This is a genomic window from Aliivibrio finisterrensis, from assembly GCF_008933155.1.
Lineage (GTDB): Bacteria > Pseudomonadota > Gammaproteobacteria > Enterobacterales > Vibrionaceae > Aliivibrio > Aliivibrio finisterrensis.
Map to the genome: position 1 here is coordinate 94174 of NZ_WBVP01000005.1, position 20799 is coordinate 114972.

Sequence of the window (20799 nt, forward strand, 5' to 3'; positions counted from 1 at the left end):
ATTTTGACTATGTCATTAAACGCTAGGAACTGCGATTTGACCATTAGTCAGCTGATCTGTATCCGCTTCAATGATTTCATCAATGTAGGTTTCTACTGTTTGACCAACCATTTCGTCATCTTCAGTAAAGTAAGCAAGATGGAAAACAGCATCACCTTCATTAACTAAAGGTAAGGTTTGTTGACCGATAACGATGCCGCCTTTATGAGCGCGAAGTTCAATTTCACTATGACCTAATGGTGCGCTGATGTAAGCCAAAACTTGGCCTTTTTCAACTTGTTCACCCAGAGTGACAACCGTACGTAAAATACCATCGCTTTCTGCACGTAACCAACTTGTAGATTTAGCTATGACGGCTTCTGGTAAGCGTTTTCTGCTCGCCTTTAGCATTCCAATGGCTTGCATTACACGTTGTACACCCACATAACCCGCATTGATCGCAATTGGTTCAAAGCGTAATGCTTCACCTGCTTCATACGTTAATACTGGGATGTTACATTTTTCAGCTTCACTACGAAGTGAGCCATCTCGAAGAGGTGAATCAACAATCACTGGTGTACCGAATGCGTGTGCAATACGTAACGTCTCAGGATTACTTAAATCAGCTCTTAGTTGAGGCAAATTCGTTCTGTGAATAGCACCAGTATGTAAGTCAACAATATAATCACAACGTTGTGCTATCTGAGTGAAGAAAGTGTTTGCCATACGAGATGCCAAAGACCCTTTTTCAGAACCAGGGAAACAACGGTTTAAATCACGACGGTCTGGAAGATAGCGAGATTTATGAATGAAACCAAAGACGTTAACAATAGGCACAGCAATTAATGTGCCTTTTAGTTTCTTCGGATCAATGTTATTGATTAATTGACGTACAATTTCAACACCATTAAGTTCATCACCATGAATGGCAGCATTTACCATCAGGGTTGGGCCAGCATGCTGGCCATTAATGATCTCAACAGGGATCGATAGAGGTGAGTGCGTATAAAGCTTAGCGGCTTCAATCTCAATTACCTTTCTTTCACCAGGTGCAACCGAGTGCGTTAGTATTTCAAACGCTTGATTTTTTTTAGCCTTTGCCACGAGTTTTAGTCCTTTTAGTCGCTGCAGTTTTTTCAATAAAATCAATAATTAGGCCAGCAACGTCTTTACCAGTTGCTTTTTCAATGCCTTCTAAGCCCGGAGATGAGTTCACTTCCATAACCAGTGGACCACGCTCAGAGCGAAGTAAATCTACACCTGCAACATTTAATCCCATAATATTTGCAGCAGCTACTGCTGTCTTACGCTCTTCAGGGGTCAATTTAACAAGTGATGCTGAACCACCACGGTGTAGGTTAGAGCGGAATTCGCCTTCTGCACCTTGACGTTTCATAGCAGCAATTACTTTGCCACCAATAACGAAACAACGGATATCTGCACCGCCAGCTTCTTTGATGAACTCTTGAACCATAATGTTCGCTTTTAAGCCCATGAATGCTTCAACAACACTTTCTGCTGCTTTACGCGTTTCTGCAAGAACAACACCAATACCTTGAGTGCCTTCTAAGAGCTTGATCACAACTGGCGCACCGCCAACCATGTCTAATAGGTCTTTAACGTCATCAGGCTTGCTTGCGAAGCCTGTAATCGGCATACCAATACCTTTACGAGAAAGCAATTGCATTGAACGTAATTTATCGCGAGAACGAGTGATCGCCACTGATTCATTTACAGGGTATACACCCATCATTTCAAATTGACGTAACACTGCTGTTCCGTAGAACGTTACTGATGCACCAATACGAGGGATAATTGCATCGTAATCAACAAGCTCTTCACCTTTAAAGTGAATTTGAGGTTTTTCTGAATTGATATTCATGTAGCAACGTAGTGCATCAATCACTTTAACTTCGTGTCCACGACTCTCTGCGGCTTCAATTAAGCGGCTAGTAGAGTAAAGAGATTGGTTGCGCGATAAAATACCGATTTTCATTATACAGTTTCCTCAAAATCAACAAGGTAAGACGACGATGGATCTACAACAATACGATCTTGCATTGCTGTTCTTCCTAGTAACATGCGAAACACCATTGTTTCTCGGTTACTTAATGTAATTTCAATTGGCCACTCTTGGCCTGAGATTCGGATCGTTGTTTTAATAACGTAACGTAGCTCTTCTTGACCGCTTGAGCTTTTTACTTTTCGGCGGTCAACGATTGGTGCTTCACAAATTTGCACGAAATCGTTATTACGTTTTTCTGGATGAATCCAAAAGCGGACCCAGTCTTCACCATCCTTTGTGAAGGGCTCTACTTTAAAAGCATGCAAGCAAGAAGTTTTAGCGCCAGTATCAACCTTTGCCTTAATTAATTTAATACCAAGTTCTGGAAGGCTAAGTGATTCGCGCCATCCAACAATGATTTTATCAGTCATTAATTTGTCTCAAATAGAAAAAATCCACATTAAGTATAGTTGATACTTTGTGGATATCTAACCCATTTGGCTACCATCTAATTGTCTGAGTGTATTACTCAGTAGTCTGGAGTTTGGTGGAGTAAGTAGAGAGGTGTTATAGGATGTGTACACCGTGACTCAATGACGGCGAATTTATCAGTAGTTTTTAATTTCGTCAAATAAAATATTGATTATAATTTTGACGCTTTTGGGTTACTTTTTCTAATGCTTATCTGTTATTAGAGGAATACGTTATATATTCCTTTTGTTTAAAAAAAAAGCATATTTTATTGTGGTTTTATGAATATAAATAAATGGATATATTGTTGCTATTGAAAATAAATCAGAAGAAATCACCTCAAATTTTATTTTATAAGAAATTAATCAACAGCTTTGATAATTTTTTCTGGTTTTTAATGAAATCCGAGGTAATATAATCGCATTGTACTAGTTGAGTGATGCGTTTAATGAGCAGTAATAGAGAAAGTTTTAGTTCACGATTAGGTTTTATATTGGCAGCAGCAGGGGCTGCGGTTGGTCTTGGCAATATTTGGGGCTTCCCAACACAAGCCGCAAGTAATGGTGGTGGCGCCTTTTTACTTGTTTATTTAGTTATGATTTTAGTTGTAGCTTTTCCTATGTTGGTTGTCGAAATGGCAATTGGTCGTCATGGTCAAGCAAACCCAGTTGATAGTATGCGTTCACTTACCTCTAATCCATTAGGTAAGAAATTTGGTGCGTTTGTCGGTTGGATTGGATTAAGTGTTCCTAGTGCGGTATTAATGTTTTATAGCATTGTTGGTGGATGGTTAATCTGTTTTCTACTTGGTGCGATGGCTAATGTCATTGGTTTACATGACGTATCTGAGTGGTTTAAAGGCTTTAGTATTGAACGTAATTTGCTTGGTACAATCATTTTTTATGTATTAACTATTCTAATCGTACAAGGTGGAATTAAAGACGGTATTGAGAAGTGGTCGACACGTTTAATGCCTGCATTATTCATTTTATTTGGTCTATTATTTGTTTATATCATGATGCAGCAGGGTGCTGTAGAAGGATTAAAGCACTACCTTATCCCTGATTTTGAAAAGGTAATGGACAAAAAATTGATCTTAGCTGCGATGGGGCAGGGCTTTTTCTCTCTAACCATTGGTGGTTGTTCAATGTTGATTTACGGTTCTTATTTAAGTAAAAAAGAGAACCTACCAAAGATGGCGATGAATGTAACGTTAGTAGATACCGCCGTTGCTTTTATTGCGGGTCTTGTTGTTATGCCTGCGATGTTTGTTGCAATGCAAAAAGGCGTTCAAATTTATGCTGAAGATGGATCGTTATTAAGCTCTGATACCTTGGTGTTTACTGTATTACCAATGATGTTTGATAGCTTAGGTTTGTTTGGTGATTTATTTGCGATTGTATTTTTCCTATTGTTAACGATTGCTGCTTTAACCTCATCAATATCTATGCTTGAATGTTCGGTATCATTAGTTAGCGAGCGATTTGAAACAAAAAGAACGCCAACAAGTTGGGTATTAGGTTTATTGATTGCTGCTTTCAGTGTCGTGATTGTTTTTAATTTTGGTGAGTTATTTGGTTTGGTAGCGATGGTTGCAACTCAATATCTACAACCTGTTGCAGCGCTATTGTTCTGTGTATTTGGTGGCTGGGTATGGAGCCGTCATTCTAAAATTAAAGAACTTGAGCAAGGTTATCCTGAATTTCAACAAGGTTTCTTTGGTAAAGTTTGGCCTCTATATGTGAAATTTGTGTGCCCTATTTTGGTTATCACAGTTTTATGGGCATCATTCTAGTTACTTATAAATACTCAACTCTCAAACTGTCTCGTCCTAAAATATAAAAAAGCCAGCATGTTAATTATGCTGGCTTTTTGCTGTTGATTTTTCTATCTAAATTGTTTTGCTTCTTCTTGGTAGTCAAACCCAGCATCAGCTAGCTTTTTAATGAGAGCGTCTTTATCTAATTCATAGAATTTAACGTAGCTATTTAGGTCACCAAATTCATCACGGATCTTCATGTTAACTATGCTCATTAGCATAACAGGATCCATTGAAGCCATTTTTTCAGGTGTCATTATTCATCCTCAAAATCAGAAATTAATAAATTTGCAGCGGCAAATGCGGCTTTTTCACGAGTTGCTTTTGGTAGAGACTCATCTGCAGCGATGTCGTTTAATGACTTAACAGCACACGTAATGGCTTGAGGAATATAGCCTTGATCACCACTGCCAATTAAAGAATACAGCTCACGTACCATGTCACAACAATCATATACTTTCATTAGACTTTCCATTTTAAAATGATAATTATGATGAAGTTTACACTGAGCAATTTTTATTACCAATCATCAAATGTTTTAAATTACTAATACATTGATTTAGATAAAACAAAGCCTCAAAACAAGCCTGTTATGACATAACTTGTTATGAGGCTTTAACTTATCTAGGACGGATTCTATTGGTGTTTGTTTATCGTAATTCGCTTAGCGTTATTATTTTGCGTCTAACATGCCGCGATCAATGATGAATTCGATGATCTTATCTAAACCAACGCCTTTTTTCAGGTTAGCAAACACGTAGGGACGCGTTGGACGCATACGTGCCGTGTCTGATTCCATCACTTCAAGAGACGCACCAACGTATGGCGCTAAGTCGATTTTATTAATGATTAATAGATCAGACTTTGTGATACCAGGACCACCTTTACGAGGGATTTTCTCACCCTCAGCAACGTCAATCACATAGATGGTTAAGTCTGCTAATTCAGGACTGAAAGTTGCACTTAGGTTATCGCCACCACTTTCTACAAATACTACATCAAGGTTTTTATGGCGTTGTGCTAACTCTTCAACTGCCGCTAAGTTCATTGATGCATCTTCACGAATGGCAGTGTGAGGACAGCCACCGGTTTCTACACCAATGATACGGTCCGCATCTAGTGCTTCAGCTTGAGTTAGGATCTTAGCGTCTTCTTGCGTGTAGATGTCGTTGGTTACTACAGCGATTTGGTATGTATCGCGCAGTGTCTTACACAGTACTTCTAATAGTGCTGTTTTGCCTGAACCAACAGGGCCGCCAACACCAATACGTAAAGGTTGTTTGTAATCTTGCATTTTATTTTCTCACGATCTAAATAGTCGAGTGTATTGGCTCTCGTGTCGAGAACTTGCTAATACTTGCGCTGGAGTGAAGCTACCAATCAGGTGTTCAGGCCAGTGCTGTGATTTTTCTACTGCTTGTGGGATAACCTCTGCCATTTCTAATAACAACTGTTGTCCGGCACTTTGCCCTAATGGAACCAACTTAATACCAACGATCACGGCATTTTCTAACCATCCCCACGCATACGCTGCGGCGAGTTTAGTTGGTGTTAAGTTCCAATGGTTAGCGGCTAACGCAAAAGCGGCAACTTGAGTTTGTTTTACCATTAGCAGGGTGGTTTGATTTAATTCGATCCCTAATTTTGGCAATAACATAGAGAAGGCGAGTCCTCTTTGTCTTTCTTCAAGTCGTAACTCTTTGGTTTCTCGATTGGCAATAATAAAATCACACCAATCTTGAGCGTGTTGCCACTCTTCTTGCTGCAGTAATTGAGTTAATTTAGCTAAAACAGGCAGCTCTAACGTCGCTAAGCTGTCCATCAATTGATTATTCAACCAATGTTTTAGCTCAGTCACATTGGTCACCCAACCTTTTTCAATCGCCCATTCTAATCCTTGCGAATACGTGAATGAGCCAACGGGTAATGATGGGCTAATTAATTGGTAGAGCCGTAAATCCTCTAACACAATGGCCGCCCTTAGTGGTGATGACCATCGTGTGAGCCTGCACTTGAGCCACCGTAAGCACCTGGCTCAGGTTGGTATTTCGCTTGCTCAACTTTTACGTTTAGCCCTAAGCGTTGCACCATGTCATCAAGTACGTGATCGTGTAGGTAACGGCACCAACCTGCTTCAACCTGTAGAGGAACGTGACGGTTACCTAAGTGATAACACGCTTTTGCAAGTAGCAATAAGTCATCGCTGTAAACCGTTGATACGGTCTCTTCTGCCGCTGTGATTATCGCTTGGATACCGTCGTCATTTTCAACGATATCGTGCTCTTTTAATACGGTGCCACGAGGTAAAAATAGACCCGCTTCAGAGCCATCACTTAAGGTCACTTTTAGGCGACTTTTGGTGCGCTCTTGCATCGTTAAACAAATGGTTAGCTCAGCGGTGTTGTGTGTATGTTCTTCACCGTGATGATGCTCATCATGATGGTGATGTACAAGGTGAGTAAATTTAATCATGGTTGTTCACTCTAAAAAGTGCCCCGCTGGTAAATAGGTAGAAAACCAGCGAGGCAGGGGGTTAGAATAAGAAATAACGTTGTGCCATTGGTAGCTCTGTTGCTGGTTCGCATACAAGAGGAACACCATCGGCTTTTACTTCATAGGTTTGGCTGTCTAATTCAATATTTGGTGTATAACTGTTATGAATCATCGATTTTTTCGAGATGTTACGACACCCTTTTACTTCACCAATTTGGCTTTGTAGATTCAACTTCTCAGGCACACCCGCTTCGATACTTGCTTGAGATAGGAAGATCATTGAAGACTTGAATTTCGCTTTGCCGTAACAGGCGAACATTGGGCGATAATGTACCGGCTGTGGTGTTGGAATTGCGGCATTGATGTCACCCATGGGGGCGTAAGCGACTAAACCACTTTTCATAACAAGCGCCGGTTTTACACCAAAAAATGCTGGGTTCCATAACACTAAATCAGCCAGTTTGCCTTTTTCAACAGAGCCAACTTCATGTGAAATACCATGAGCAATCGCTGGGTTGATGGTGTATTTAGCCACGTAGCGTTTAATTCGTTCGTTGTCGTTATGCTCGTTATCACCTTCTAAAATGCCACGTTGAAGTTTCATTTTATTTGCACACTGCCAAGTACGAATAATCACTTCACCAACACGGCCCATGGCTTGTGAGTCCGATGACATCACCGAGATTGCGCCCATATCATGAAGAATATCTTCAGCAGCAATGGTTTCACGACGAATACGAGATTCCGCAAAAGCCACATCTTCTGGAATAGATGGATCTAAGTGGTGGCAGACCATCAACATATCCAAATGTTCATCAACGGTATTGATGGTGTATGGCATGGTTGGGTTGGTTGATGCCGGTAAAATATTCGGTTCGCCCACAGACTTAATCACATCTGGAGCGTGACCACCACCAGCACCCTCGGTGTGGAATACGTGAATAACACGATCACCAATGGCTTTAACGGTTTCTTCGTAAAAACCACCTTCATTTAAGGTGTCTGAGTGAATGGCAATTTGGATGTCCATTTCATCAGCTACGTTTAAACAGTTATGAATAGCCGCAGGGGTTGCGCCCCAGTCTTCATGGATTTTCAACCCCATTGCACCGGCTTCAATTTGTTCACGCAGGGCTTCAGGCTTACTTACGCAGCCTTTACCAAATAGACCAACGTTAATGGGTAAATCATCAACCGCTTCTAACATGCGGTGTATGTTCCAAATACCTGGGGTTACCGTGGTTGCATTGGTACCTGCTACTGGGCCTGTACCACCACCAATAAAGGTCGTGACACCAGAAGTTAAGCCTTCTTCCGCTTGTTGAGGGCAGATAAAGTGAATATGCGTATCAACGCCACCAGCGGTAATGATTTTGCCTTCACCAGCGACCACTTCAGTTGCTGGACCAACAACGATATCGACATTCGGTTGAACATCGGGATTGCCCGCTTTACCAATACCAAAGATCCGACCATCTTTAATACCGATATCGGCTTTAACAATACCCCAGTGATCGAGAATTAATGCATTGGTAATAACCACATCAACGCATTCACTATTAACTACTTGGCTTTGACCCATGCCATCACGGATCACTTTACCACCGCCGAATTTCACTTCTTCGCCGTAGGTTGTAAAATCTTTTTCTACTTCTAAAAACAGTTCAGTGTCTGCTAGACGAAGGCGATCGCCTGTTGTCGGCCCAAACATATTGGCATAAGCCGTACGAGAAATATGTGCCATTACTTCACCTCTTTATCGTCAGGAATTACTGCAGTGATGTGCTTATCGACATTACCCATTATTGCGGCTTGGAAACCGTAGATTTCACGTTTACCTGCAAATTCAACTAATTCAATTGTTCGACGTTGACCAGGTTCAAAGCGAATAGCCATTCCTGCAGGGATATTTAAACGGAAGCCTTTGGTTGGCTCACGATCGAAATGAAGCGCTTCATTGACTTCATAAAAGTGATAATGAGAGCCAACTTGAATAGGGCGGTCACCATAATTTGCGACAGATAATGTGTGTGTTGTGCGGCCCACGTTCAATTCTATTTGACCTAGGTCGTTATTAACTCTTAATTCGCCAGGGATCATCATTTGCTCCTTAAACAATAGGATCGTGAATTGAAACGAGTTTAGTTCCGTCAGGGAAAGTACATTCAACCTGAACATCTGGGATCATCTCAGGGACGCCTTCCATTACATCATCAGCGGTTAAAATAGTACGACCGTAGTTCATTAGATCAGCCACTGTGCGTCCGTCGCGTGCGCCTTCCATAATTTCAAAACAGATTAAGGCGATAGATTCTGGATAATTCAGTTTTAGTCCACGCGCCTTACGTCTTTCAGCGATCATGCCCGCAGAAGCAAGCAGCAGTTTGTCTTTTTCTCTTGGTGTTAATTCCATTGCTATTCCAACTAATTATGTAGCCCAGATGCGTGGGACTTCGGGTAAGGAGCCTAACCAATGTTGGCGAGTCTGTTGCCATAGAGTGCTGAAACACGCCATCATTGGCTCTGTTTGGTGGCCTAAATAACGGATAACCAATAAGCCATCAATTTCAGTAATTCCACAAATAGGATCGCTATTGCCAAATAACCCAGTTTGTTCATGGAAATGTTCATTAATCAGTGTTCTTAATTTATCTTCTAGTGTTTCAGATGCAGGGTAGATATACAGATTTCCAAGCATTGGGTAATCTCGCATTCCTGCTGCGTGCTTAATTTCATTAATGGCGTCGATATACATGGACTCTGAAAGCAGTAATTTGCCATCAACGTTAATGTTGGTTCGCCCTGTCACCATGCCTTTTTCAAAAATCTCATTGAGTACAGGGCGGCCAAAACAGTTCATTTCCCAACCAATAAAATGCGAATTTTTATGTAGAGCAACTTGAGTATTTAAGTGTGCTTGGCTATCTGGGAAAAAAATGTTTTCTTGAGGTAACCACTCTAAGAAGCCTTTTTCTTCGACATTTAAGCGTTGTGTTTGGCTTGATGTTGCGCCAGAGCTACGATAAAACTTAGTGGCCCCTGGTGTTGTTATTAATGAGTGAGCCTCTGGTGCAACATGAATATTAATATTGAGTTGATCACCACCGACTACGCCACCGGGTGGGTGAAGTAAATAGGTATGAGAAACCCCAATTTCTGGATAAAAAGGACGCTGCACCATTAATGGACCAACTTGTTCACGACGAACTAGTTTGGTATTTGAGCCTCTTTTTTCATAGAAAAGGGATATGTCTGCTAACCAACCAGAGGGGGATGTATTTATTTCAGGCATATTTAACCCTGCCGCTATGGCATATTTTCCTCAAAAGAAGTAATGAAAATAAATAGCAAACATCTCCAGTTTAAAACTAGAGAGGTAAGTATTCTAAATAAATTGTAATTGCCTAAATTACGGCAGTGTTGAGTTAAGTACTCATATTTACAGTAAAGGTAATCTAATTTGAGTGAACATGAATATGAAAAATAGATTAACTTTAGAGAAGATTTTTGAACGCTTTATGATCTGGATATTAATCCTATATTTTAGACTTGGCAACAGAAATATAATGAAAAATAGAACTTTTTTAGGGTTTTAAATTTGTTAAATATAAGTAGAAAATTTATTCTAAAAACAGGTCGATATCTTTGAATAAAACTTCTTAATTAATAGTAATTATTTTATGACAAATAGAGTTAAGTAAGGCTTTTTCATGAGAAATAATTAAAAGCCCCATGTTTTTTTTCTGACACAGTTGCAGTAGTTGTTCCCAAATTGTTTTTTGAGTAATGGGATCGAGTTGAGCTGTGATCTCATCACACAGTAAGTATTGAGTTGTGGGCAATAATGCGCGACATAAAGCTAAACGTTGTAGCTGTCCGCCAGATAACTCTGCTGGATAACGAGACAACCACTCTTTATCAATACTAAAGCGCTCTAGGTATTCATCAAAAGGATTATCACGAAAGCTCTCTTTTAAAGATCGTAATAATGTCCACTTAGGATTGAATGAGCGTTCTGGATGTTGGCCAATCCATTGAACTGGATTAGGTGTGTTTTTGTTGTATTCAGGTATCGTTACACTCCCTGAGTTAGGAGTCATAAAACCAGCCAATAGCATGGCGACGGTTGATTTACCGCTGCCACTGCTCCCTGAGAGTCCAAGAATCTCTCCCAGCTCTAGGCTGATATTGGGCAGCGAAAGTGGTTTATTTTTGTAGTGAATACAGGCGTTAAGTAATTGAATCATATTATTCCCAGTGGTTAGGTAAGGCTTTCCATAACGCTTGGCTGTATGGTTGGCTTTTTCCTTCCTTAATGTTTTTTGGGCTAGTGTACTCTATGGATGACAGTTGGTTTCCATCATCATCATCATTATTATTTAATACAAGAATTCGATCGGCAATATCAATAACGTGTTTTAAGTCATGACTGATGATGATGACACTTTTTTTCTCATTATGAGCGAGGTGTTGATAGTGCTGAAATAAAGGTTCAACATATTCATCATTGATACCACAGCTTGGTTCATCAGCAATAATAACGTCTGGGTTTTGAATGAAAGCCAGCGCAGAGAGCACACGTTTCGCCATACCTCCTGATAATTGATAAGGGTACAAACTAGCGACAGATTGAGGTAATTGAGCAAAAGTGAGAGCCTTGTGAATAGCGGTTGTATTTTTGCGTTGATACCATTTTTTTGTAGGGTCAAATTGCGCTAGTTGGGAACCAATTTTTGCTGTTGGATTTAAAGCATCAATGTACTGTGGAACTAAAGCCATTCGTACTGTTGGATCAATATTAATCTCTCCTGTGACGCTGAAATCAGAGGAGAGGGAGTTCATAATGGTGTTAATTAATACACTTTTTCCACAACCACTGGCTCCGATGATCGCTAAAACTTCACCTTTATCAATAGATAAAGAAAGGTTGCTGAGCAGCGGGGTTTGGTGATCTTTTTGTTTGATATGTAGTGCACTAATTTGAATCATTGCCAGCTCCTTATTTTCTTGTATTAGCGCCAATTTGCATCAGCAGTAATGAGCTAATGATTAACATTATCCCCGGGAATAAAGCCAGCCACCATTGGCCACTAAGTAAGTATTTACTTGCTTCAGAGAGCATTCCCCCCATGGAGGGCGTGGACGGTTCAATACCAAAGCCTAAAAACGTCAATCCGGCACCATGAACTAATGCTTGAGGGTATAAGACTAACATTCCGGTTAGCATTTGTGGCAAAAGGTGAGGCGTCAAATGTGTCACGTAGCTGTGCAACTTAGAATGCCCAAAAGCCAGCGAATGCAATACATAAGGCTTTTGGCGTAACTGTTCAATTTCAACTTTAAGCAAGCGCGTCAATTTAGGCCAATGACTAAAGGTAATAGCAACCACTAACCCTTCAAAACCACCACCAACTAAAATGGACAGTACAATCATGACTAAGATGTGTGGTAAAGCACTCCATACATCAATTAGAGTATTAATTAGGTAGCTACAAGTTGCATTGATATTTCCAATCAAAGCCAAACACATCGAAAGCAATGAGCAGAAGAGAGAGGCTAGCCCTCCCATAGCAAGGCTGAATAAAAGCGCTTTGAGAGTTCGGCTAAAGACATCTCTGCCTAACCAGTCGGTTCCAAACCAATAATGGGCGTTTGGCATAAGGTTTTTATTGAATAAATCAATGTTCTCGCCATTATTTTGCCAAGAGAGGGAAATCAGTAATAAAAGACAAAATAAGGTTAAAGGAAGATGCTTCTTTAACATAATAAATATTCTTTAAGGTTAAAATGAGGCGGACAAAGAGAGCCGCTTACTGAGTAGCGAGGCTAGGGCATTACCGATAAAAACAAAGATGGCACAACAAAAAGTGATCCCCAGCAGCAGTGGCGTATCTCCACTAAGGCCTGCTTTTACTAAGGTTTGCCCTATGCCTGGAAAATTAAAGACGGTTTCAACAATGACTGATCCACTTAATAATTCAGAGAACCCCGCTAATTGAATGACTAAAGCTGGGACCAGGGTGTTTCTTAATAAATGGTACCGAACAATAGAGAAAATAGATTGACCATGAAGGCGAGCATATTGCACGTGCTGGCTATGACTCACTTCAATGACCTTTTCTCTCGTATGTAAAATAATGGGCGCCATTAAGCTAAAGCATAAGGTCACTAATGGTAATACGAAGTAAGGTGCTTTTTCATATAAAGATAAACTCTCAGGATCAATTCCTAAAGGAGAAACACCGCCGATAGGAAACCAAACTAATTTTATAGCAAAAACACTGATTAGGATTAAACCAACCCAAAAACTAGGGATGGCATTCATCATTAATGTAATGTGAGTAAAAACGTTACTCCATTTCTTTGTTGGAAATAAACCAAGTAACAGCCCGATGGTATAGCCAAGGATGAGTGATAAAGCACTCGCGCTAGCCATTAGCATGATGGAATAACGACTGCGTTGCCAAATGATCTCACTGACAGGCTCTTGATAGTGATAAGAGTAACCAAAATCACCTGACAGTAATGAAGTTGTAAAATCTATCATGCGCTCCAAGGCGGTTTGGTTTAGGCCTAGTTGTTCGATAAGCTGTATTTTTCGCTCACCAAAGACAGCGAGCGCGTTACCATCAAAATACGCACTGATGGGATCAATCGGTGATAACGCCAAGAGTAGCGTTATCATTACAAGAGCCAAACACAGTTGAATCACAAGGCGAGTTAAACTTACGCACACACGACTTGAATGTTGGGTGTTTATTGACACGTCCAACGCCACTCTTCGATATTTGCGGTTAGCGGCCAGCCATGATCATGTGGTTCAGTAATTGGTTTTCCTAAATCTAAGCAATTTTTAGCCATATAAAGGTGCTGGATATTAACTAACCAAGTCCATGGGCGATCTTGTTGTATCTGCTGTTGTGCTTGTTGCCAAAAAGGCAATGATGCATCCCATGATGGTGCTTTAAGGGCTTTATCAATCGCTGAATCGACCTGTGGATTTCGATAACCGCCTGAGTTATAGAAATCAGTATGCGCATAACGAGAGTGATAAACATAAGTTACTTCACTTGCAGAGTGACTACCAAAGCCCATAAGGACGGGAGTTGTCGTCATTTGGAGGGCAATATCATTCCATTCGAGACCTTTAACATTAATGTTAATACCGACTTTAGCCGCCATTGAACTGATTGCTAATGCCAGCTGTTCTCTGACACTATCTCCTGCTTTATAGAGCAGAGAAAAAGAAGCTTCATGACCTTGTTTATCTAGCGTCCCATTATTATTACTGTCACTCCAACCCGCTTGTGCAAGCAAAGCGTTAGCATGGCTTAGGTTTACTTTTTTAGAAGTGATGTCTTGGGTATCCAAACCCCAAGGCATATTATCTGCGATGGAATACGCAGGTGTTGCATAACCATCTAATAATTTATCTACAATTAATTGCTTATCAATTAAGTAATCAAACACTTCCCTTATGGCAGGGTCGGCTGTGATGTAAGTCATTTCAGCATTTTTGTTGTAGTGCATTGGCCAGACAATACCACGATTATCTAGTGTCGGTACTGACCATAGCTTATAGCCTTTGAGTGTTTGATTTGCATAGCGTTGAGGTACAACACTTAAATCTAATTGGTGTGTTTTTAGTTGAATAAAACGAGACTCTTCACTTCCAAAAACAGCGATTAACTGTGAGAAATGAGGTGTTTTCCCATAATAATATGGATTCAATTTCATACTAACGTACTGGTTTTTTACCCACTTGGTTAGGACATAAGGACCAGAGCCTACCGGGGATGAGCCATAACGAAAGCTATTATCTTGCTGTTGATAAACGTGTTTTGGAACGATTCCAATAGAGGAGAATCGGTCTAGAAATGTAATGTCACATTGAGTCAAATGGAAGGCCACCGAATAAGGCGTTAAAGGCTCTGCCATTTTTAATGCACTGAGATCATGGGTGCTGCTTTGCTGCAAAATTTGATTGTAAGTGAAAGCGACATCTTCTGCTGTCAGTGGAGTACCATCACTGAATTGAACGTCGTTTCTTAAAGTGACAATCCAGGTCAGTTTATTATTGGTTAAGCGCCATTTTGTCGCTAAGTCGCCAACAAAATTTAATTCTTTATCTCTTTTTAATAGGGTAGATTGGAATAACGGATTGCCGTATTTACCCCAACCAAGGATCGGGTCAAAGCCGGAAGCGGGTTCACTACCAAGGGCAACTTTTAAAATAGTTGGCTTTTTAACTTGAGGTTCAGAAGCGAATGTTGAAAGGCTGAACGTAGTAAAAAAAGAGATAATTAATGAAAATAGAAAATAAATGAATAGATTTTTATTTTCATTGATTAATTTAAATAATGTATTCACAACTTGTTTCCAATATATAAAGAAGTAGTGCAGGTAAATGAGAGAATGCATTTACGAACGGTATTAGAAATTAAGTGGCGATCTAAACTTATCACACGAATATAACGATTGTTGATTCGATTATATTTGAGACAATACGAAGCACCTTAATAAAAAGGTAATTACACATTAGTTGCTATAGTGTTAAATACGTATAGATTGATGGTAAATAATATCAGATCGAATTTGATGGTATTAACAAATAGAGAGTTAAATCCATCGGTATATCAAAATCACAAGCCGTAGAACAACGGTAAAAAAGAGAGCGATTTTATTGGTGCGGATTCTATCAGTAGATGTAAAGTAATCAAGAAATAAATGAGCAAAAGTAACATTATTTCATGGATATAAAAAAGGCTAAGTAAATCTACTTAGCCTTTGGTATTTTTAATGCAGTGAAATTAGCTTAATTGAGCTTTAATGTGCTCAACGATGTTTGCAATTTCAACCACTTCTTTGCTGTTTGCACGGCGGTTTTTATATTCGAAATTACCTTCATCCATGCTACGGTCGCCAATAACAACAGTATGTGGAATACCGATAAGCTCGATGTCTTTAAACATAACACCTGGACGCTCTTTACGGTCATCAAATAGTACATCGATGCCCATTGCTGTTAGTTCTGCATACAGTTTTTCTGCTGCTTCTTTAACGCGCTCAGATTTGTGCATGTTCATAGGAACGATAGCAACCGTAAATGGTGCAAGCGCTTCTGGCCATACAATGCCGTATTCGTCGTTGTTTTGTTCGATAGCTGAGGCAACAACACGTGATACACCAATACCGTAACAACCCATTTCGAGGATGACATTCTTACCGTTTGAATCCAGTACGCTACAGTTCATTGCTTCTGAGTAGGCTGTACCTAATTGGAATATGTGACCAACTTCGATACCGCGTTTCAGTTGTAGAGTACCTTGACCACATGGGCTTAGATCGCCTTCTACCACGTTACGTAGGTCTTCAATTTGACCAAGTTGTACGTCACGATCCCAGTTTACACCAAAGAAGTGCTTACCGTCGACGTTTGCGCCTGTGCCAAAGTCACTCATTACTGCAACAGAACGGTCAACGATGAATGGCAGTTCTAGGCCAACAGGACCAAGAGAACCTGCACCAGCACCGATTAGAGCACGAATTTCTTCTTCTGTTGCCATCTCTAATGGAGAAGCAACTTCTTTTAGGTTTTCAGCTTTAACTTCGTTAAGTTCGTGATCACCACGGATGATAAGTGCGATGATATCCGCGTCAACGTCATCAGATGCTTTAACAAATAATGTTTTCACTGTTTTCTCAATAGCGATACCGTGTTGCTCAACCAATTCTGCAATTGTTTTTGCGTTTGGTGTATCAACGGTTGTCATCTCTTGAGTAGGCGCTGCACGTTCAGTTGTTGGTGCTAGAGCTTCTGCTTTTTCGATGTTCGCTGCGTAATCAGATTCTGTTGAGAATGCGATTAAATCTTCGCCGCTTTCTGCAAGTACGTGGAACTCTTGAGAGCCACTGCCACCAATAGCGCCTGAGTCAGCCAATACTGGACGGTACTCAAGACCCATGCGGTCGAAGGCTTTACAGTAAGCATCGTGCATTGCATCGTAAGACTTTTGTAGGCCTTCTTTATCGATGTCAAAGCTGTACGCATCCATCATGCAGAATTCACGTGCACGCATAACGCCAAAACGTGGGCGACGCTCATCACGGAATTTCGTTTGAATTTGGTACAGGTTTAGCGGAAGTTGTTTGTAAGAGCTAACTTCGTTACGAACAAGGCTAGTAATAACTTCTTCAGCTGTTGGACTCAGTACAAACGGACGAACATGACGGTCAGTAAAGCGAAGAAGTTCAGGGCCCATTTTTTCTGAGCGGCCTGTTTCTTCCCAAAGCTCAAACGGTTGAACTACGGGCATCAAAGTTTCGATTGCACCTGCATTGTCGATCTCTTGACGAACGATGTTTTCGACTTTACGCAATACACGTAGACCAGTCGGTAGCCAAGTATATAAACCTGAAGCTAGACGACGGATCATACCTGCACGTAGCATTAGCTGGTGGCTAACTACTTCTGCGTCGTTTGGAGTCTCCTTCAGTGTTGAAAGAAGGTATTTGCTAGTGCGCATGTTTTCATCCATTTGTTAGTTATGAATATTGGAATAGCTCGACTTAAACAGTTAAACCGAGAGTTCAATCTTAGTCATGGTATGTTCTTTAATGAGAACAGGATCAATCTAAAATTAAGTTTTCTATGATATCAGTCTAAAAGCGATCTCAAAAGCGATCAATTGCAGTTACCGTGATCGAATTGCTATCTACAGTGAATTTTACGTTCAAATCAAACAAATTTACCGCATATTCTTTGTTATCAGCTTTCCCTTTTTTGTAGGCTGGGCGTGGATCTTGTCCAAGTACTTCTTTTATCACTGCTTCAATATGTGCTTTTTGAGGGTGAGAGCTAAGTGATCTTTGTGCCTCTATCGATAAATATACATCAAGAACATCGGGTTCTTTCTCTGCAAAACCACCGAGTGCATCAGGAATGGAATCGGAATAGGGGATGTATGGTTTGATGTCTATGATTGGCGTGTTATCCACCAAATCAACGCTGCCCAATTCTAAATAGGTTTGATTGCCTTCTTGAACTACGCCTTTTAATTCAACCGCAGACATACCAATGCCATTGGGACGAAAGGTCGCACGCGAAGCAAACACACCAATACGTTCGTTGCCACCCAAACGTGGTGGGCGAACCGTTGGTCTCCATCCCGACTCTAAGTTTTGGTCAAATAAGAACAATAACCATAGATGAGAGAATTGCTCAATTCCACGAACCGCTTCTGGTGAATTTGCCTCTCCCACTAATTTTAAGCGAGATGTGGCGCTAGGTGCTAAGCGAGGTTGGCGAGGAACCGCAAACTTTTCTTTGTAAGGTGATTGGATAAAACCAACAGGATCGATGTGATAAGTCATTGAAGTATTCTTTATGAATAATAATCTTTAGATATTAAAAAAGGTTGACGCTCTCACGTCAACCTTTTGTAGGTTAGCTTGTTAAAAGAAGGGGATTACCAACCTTTAACTACGCCACCTTTAAATGTGTTAAGTGCTGCTTGGTAAACTTCTTCTGATTGGTATGCTTTAACAAACGTTTTTACGTTTTCAGTTTTTACGTTGTCAGTACGACCAACAATTAGGTTTACATACGGAGAGTCTTTATCTTCAACAAAGATGCCATCTTTCTCAGGTGTAAGGTTTAGGCTACTTGCGTAAGTTGTGTTGATTACAGACAGTGCTACATCATCAAGAGAGCGAGGAAGCTGTGCTGCATCCAACTCAACAATAGTGATGTTTTTAGGGTTAGCCGTAATATCACGAACCGTTGCAGCAAGACCAGAACCATCACGTAATGTGATTAGCCCTTGTTCTTGAAGAAGAAGTAAAGAACGACCAAGGTTCGTTGGATCGTTTGGTACCGCAATACGTGCACCATCTTCAATTTGGTCAACCGAAGTTACTTGCTTAGAGTAACCAGCAATTGGGTAAACAAATGAATTACCAGCGATTTCAATTTTGTAACCACGATCAGTCACTTGTTGATCTAGGTATGGCTTGTGTTGGAATGCATTTAGGTCAATTGAACCATCATCCAATGCGGCGTTTGGTGTTACGTAATCGGTAAATGTCACTAGCTCAACATCAAGACCGTATTGCTCTTTTGCCACTTTAGCCGCAACTTCAGCAACTTGCGCTTCAGCACCTGCCATTACACCCACTTTAATTGAGTTTGTTTTTGCTTCTTCTTGTCCACAACCCGTAAGGATAAGTGTTGATGCTAGGCCAGCAACTGCTGCCAGTTTTTTTAGATTCAATTTCATTATTTACTCCTTAAAAATGAATTCCATATTAAATAAAATTAACGGTGATCGACTTTTTTAACTAAAGAATCACCAACAGATTGAATGATTTGAACCAAAACAATCAGCATAACAACGGTCACAGCCATGATGGTTAAATCATAACGGTGGAAACCATATCGAATAGCAACATCACCTAAGCCACCGCCGCCAACTGTACCTGCCATTGCAGAGTAGCTAACTAGTGTTACTAGTGTGATAGTTACTGAGTTTAAAATAGTTGGTAGTGCTTCAGGAAGCAGTACTTTCGTAATAATTTGCAGTGGAGTTGCGCCCATTGACTGTGCTGCTTCAACCAGCCCACTTGGTACTTCGATTAACGCACCTTCGATTAAACGAGCCACAAATGGAATGGCACCAATGGTTAATGGGACAATCGCAGCAGTGGTACCAATAAAACTACCTACAATCAGTTTTGTTACTGGAATAATCGCAACCATTAATACCAAGAAAGGCACCGAACGACCCACGTTTACTATCGCACCAAGTACGCTGTTAAACGCGGTGTTCTCCATTAATCCGCCTTTTTTAGTGATGTGTAAAACAACACCAAGAGGGATACCAATAGCAAAACCTACAATACCAGCAACCGCAACCATATAAAGGGTTTCGCCTGTTGCGTTTAATAACAGCTTGCTGTTTAAATCAAGCCATGCAGAAATCACATTAAATGACATAACCTAATACCTCTACTTTTACGTGATGATTGCGTAAGAATGTAATTGCTTGCGCTGTTGATTCTTGGTTGCCAAAAAACTCGGCTAACATAAGGCCGAATTTAACGCCGCCAGCATAATCGATATCTGCATTTAAGATACTGATATCAATGTCAAATTCACGAGATATTTGACTAATCACAGGAGCATCAACACTGGCACCAGTAAATTCCAAACGAATAAGAGGGTAACTGCCTTCTACATAGGTTTCTTGTAGACGAGATTTGAAATCATCAGGAATTGATAAATCTAATGTTGCACGAATAAACTCTTGTGCAAGTTTGGTTTTAGGATGAGCAAAAATATCGCTCACAATGCCTTTTTCAACCAACTCACCGCCACCGATAATAGCAACTTCATGACAGATATTTTTTACGACTTCCATTTCATGGGTAATGATTAGGATAGTAATATTTAATTTTCGATTTAGATCTTTGATTAGCTCTAGAATTGACTTTGTTGTTGCAGGATCAAGCGCACTGGTTGCTTCATCACAAAGCAGTACTTTTGGATCTGTTGAAAGTGCACGAGCGATAGCAACACGTTGCTTTTGACCACCACTAAGGTTTGCAGGATAAGTGTGGTGCTTATCTTCTAAGCCAACCAAATCTAATAGCTCAGTGACTTTTTTCTTGATCTCTTGTTTTGATTTTCCCGCTAACTCTAGAGGTAGAGCTACGTTTTCAAATACAGTTCGTGAAGCAAGAAGGTTAAAGTGTTGGAAAATCATTCCGATATTGCGGCGTGCTTTGCTTAACTCGCTTGAAGAGAGTTTTGTTAAATCAACACCATCAACAATCACTTCACCATTTGTTGGCTTCTCTAACATGTTTACACAGCGTATCAGCGTACTTTTCCCTGCACCTGATGAGCCAATTACACCAAAGATGGTGCCTTGGGCAATATGTAGGTTAATATCTTTAAGGGCATTAATTTCCTTTGCACCTTGATAAAACACCTTATTAACGCGGTTTATTTCAATCATGATTCGCCTTGAAC

The 20799-nt window shown here is 40.3% G+C and carries 23 protein-coding genes; 1 reads left to right on the forward strand and 22 read right to left on the reverse strand.

The window, feature by feature from the left end:
- Positions 1-15: 15 nt before the first annotated feature.
- The 3 genes from F8B77_RS06320 to F8B77_RS06330 are packed head-to-tail and all read right to left on the reverse strand — an operon-like array spanning position 16 to position 2415.
- Positions 16-1083: a succinylglutamate desuccinylase/aspartoacylase family protein gene (locus F8B77_RS06320; protein WP_167512775.1), complete on the reverse strand. Its 1068-nt coding sequence runs from the start codon at positions 1081-1083 to the stop codon at positions 16-18.
- On the reverse strand, positions 1070-1975 hold the full coding sequence (gene rimK / locus F8B77_RS06325) for a 30S ribosomal protein S6--L-glutamate ligase (RefSeq protein WP_012533521.1): 906 nt from the start codon (positions 1973-1975) through the stop codon (positions 1070-1072). Before rimK ends, F8B77_RS06320 begins: the two co-directional genes overlap by 14 nt.
- Entirely contained in the window at positions 1975-2415 is a 441-nt protein-coding gene (locus F8B77_RS06330; RefSeq protein WP_151654643.1) for an ATP-dependent zinc protease family protein, read from the reverse strand. The genes rimK and F8B77_RS06330 overlap by 1 nt, the downstream gene beginning before the upstream one ends.
- Positions 2416-2903: 488 nt before the next feature.
- Here F8B77_RS06330 and F8B77_RS06335 point away from each other — a divergent pair, with 488 nt between their 5' ends.
- Positions 2904-4250, forward strand: a complete 1347-nt coding sequence (locus tag F8B77_RS06335) for a sodium-dependent transporter (protein ID WP_167512776.1) — start codon at positions 2904-2906, stop codon at positions 4248-4250.
- 92 nt (positions 4251-4342) lie between these two features.
- Here F8B77_RS06335 and F8B77_RS06340 read toward each other — a convergent pair whose 3' ends face one another.
- The 19 genes from F8B77_RS06340 to metN all read right to left on the reverse strand — a co-directional run bounded on the left by F8B77_RS06340 (position 4343) and on the right by metN (position 20785).
- Positions 4343-4531, reverse strand: coding sequence for a DUF4250 domain-containing protein (locus tag F8B77_RS06340; protein ID WP_151654645.1), 189 nt, complete (start codon positions 4529-4531; stop codon positions 4343-4345).
- On the reverse strand, positions 4531-4737 hold the full coding sequence (locus tag F8B77_RS06345) for a YaeP family protein (RefSeq protein WP_130044681.1): 207 nt from the start codon (positions 4735-4737) through the stop codon (positions 4531-4533). The genes F8B77_RS06340 and F8B77_RS06345 overlap by 1 nt, the downstream gene beginning before the upstream one ends.
- Before the next feature lie 210 nt (positions 4738-4947).
- Positions 4948-5568: an urease accessory protein UreG gene (gene ureG, locus F8B77_RS06350; protein WP_130047233.1), complete on the reverse strand. Its 621-nt coding sequence runs from the start codon at positions 5566-5568 to the stop codon at positions 4948-4950.
- 9 nt (positions 5569-5577) lie between these two features.
- Positions 5578-6243 carry an urease accessory protein UreF gene (locus F8B77_RS06355; RefSeq protein ID WP_151654647.1) on the reverse strand — a complete coding sequence of 222 codons (666 nt, stop codon included), beginning with the start codon at positions 6241-6243 and terminating at the stop codon, positions 5578-5580.
- A gap of 11 nt (positions 6244-6254) precedes the next feature.
- The gene (gene ureE, locus F8B77_RS06360) at positions 6255-6746 is read right to left on the reverse strand and encodes an urease accessory protein UreE (RefSeq protein ID WP_151654649.1); all 492 of its coding nucleotides are present in this window, start codon (positions 6744-6746) and stop codon (positions 6255-6257) included.
- A gap of 61 nt (positions 6747-6807) precedes the next feature.
- A complete protein-coding gene (gene ureC, locus F8B77_RS06365) occupies positions 6808-8511 on the reverse strand; it encodes an urease subunit alpha (protein WP_012533253.1) in 1704 nt (567 codons plus the stop codon).
- Positions 8511-8867 carry an urease subunit beta gene (locus F8B77_RS06370; RefSeq protein WP_151654778.1) on the reverse strand — a complete coding sequence of 119 codons (357 nt, stop codon included), beginning with the start codon at positions 8865-8867 and terminating at the stop codon, positions 8511-8513. The genes ureC and F8B77_RS06370 overlap by 1 nt, the downstream gene beginning before the upstream one ends.
- Before the next feature lie 10 nt (positions 8868-8877).
- Positions 8878-9180 (reverse strand): urease subunit gamma, encoded by a 303-nt coding sequence (locus F8B77_RS06375; protein WP_130047231.1) that lies wholly within the window; start codon positions 9178-9180, stop codon positions 8878-8880.
- 15 nt (positions 9181-9195) lie between these two features.
- Entirely contained in the window at positions 9196-10059 is an 864-nt protein-coding gene (locus F8B77_RS06380) for an urease accessory protein UreD (protein ID WP_130088099.1), read from the reverse strand.
- A gap of 367 nt (positions 10060-10426) precedes the next feature.
- Positions 10427-11014, reverse strand: coding sequence for an ATP-binding cassette domain-containing protein (locus F8B77_RS06385; RefSeq protein WP_151654652.1), 588 nt, complete (start codon positions 11012-11014; stop codon positions 10427-10429).
- A 1-nt stretch (position 11015) separates the two neighbouring features.
- Entirely contained in the window at positions 11016-11756 is a 741-nt protein-coding gene (locus F8B77_RS06390) for an ATP-binding cassette domain-containing protein (RefSeq protein ID WP_151654654.1), read from the reverse strand.
- Between the two features lie 10 nt (positions 11757-11766).
- On the reverse strand, positions 11767-12531 hold the full coding sequence (locus F8B77_RS06395) for an ABC transporter permease (RefSeq protein ID WP_130088102.1): 765 nt from the start codon (positions 12529-12531) through the stop codon (positions 11767-11769).
- A gap of 18 nt (positions 12532-12549) precedes the next feature.
- Positions 12550-13533 (reverse strand): ABC transporter permease, encoded by a 984-nt coding sequence (locus F8B77_RS06400; RefSeq protein ID WP_151654656.1) that lies wholly within the window; start codon positions 13531-13533, stop codon positions 12550-12552.
- Positions 13524-15137, reverse strand: a complete 1614-nt coding sequence (locus F8B77_RS06405) for an ABC transporter substrate-binding protein (protein ID WP_244298221.1) — start codon at positions 15135-15137, stop codon at positions 13524-13526. Before F8B77_RS06405 ends, F8B77_RS06400 begins: the two co-directional genes overlap by 10 nt.
- Positions 15138-15577: 440 nt before the next feature.
- A complete protein-coding gene (locus F8B77_RS06410; RefSeq protein WP_151654658.1) occupies positions 15578-17293 on the reverse strand; it encodes a proline--tRNA ligase in 1716 nt (571 codons plus the stop codon).
- Between the two features lie 148 nt (positions 17294-17441).
- The gene (tsaA, locus tag F8B77_RS06415; RefSeq protein ID WP_167512777.1) at positions 17442-18140 is read right to left on the reverse strand and encodes a tRNA (N6-threonylcarbamoyladenosine(37)-N6)-methyltransferase TrmO; all 699 of its coding nucleotides are present in this window, start codon (positions 18138-18140) and stop codon (positions 17442-17444) included.
- Between the two features lie 95 nt (positions 18141-18235).
- Positions 18236-19045 (reverse strand): MetQ/NlpA family lipoprotein, encoded by an 810-nt coding sequence (locus F8B77_RS06420; RefSeq protein WP_151654662.1) that lies wholly within the window; start codon positions 19043-19045, stop codon positions 18236-18238.
- A 38-nt stretch (positions 19046-19083) separates the two neighbouring features.
- Positions 19084-19761 carry a methionine ABC transporter permease gene (locus F8B77_RS06425; protein WP_151654664.1) on the reverse strand — a complete coding sequence of 226 codons (678 nt, stop codon included), beginning with the start codon at positions 19759-19761 and terminating at the stop codon, positions 19084-19086.
- A complete protein-coding gene (gene metN / locus F8B77_RS06430) occupies positions 19751-20785 on the reverse strand; it encodes a methionine ABC transporter ATP-binding protein MetN (RefSeq protein ID WP_105063353.1) in 1035 nt (344 codons plus the stop codon). The genes F8B77_RS06425 and metN overlap by 11 nt, the downstream gene beginning before the upstream one ends.
- Positions 20786-20799 lie beyond the last annotated feature (14 nt).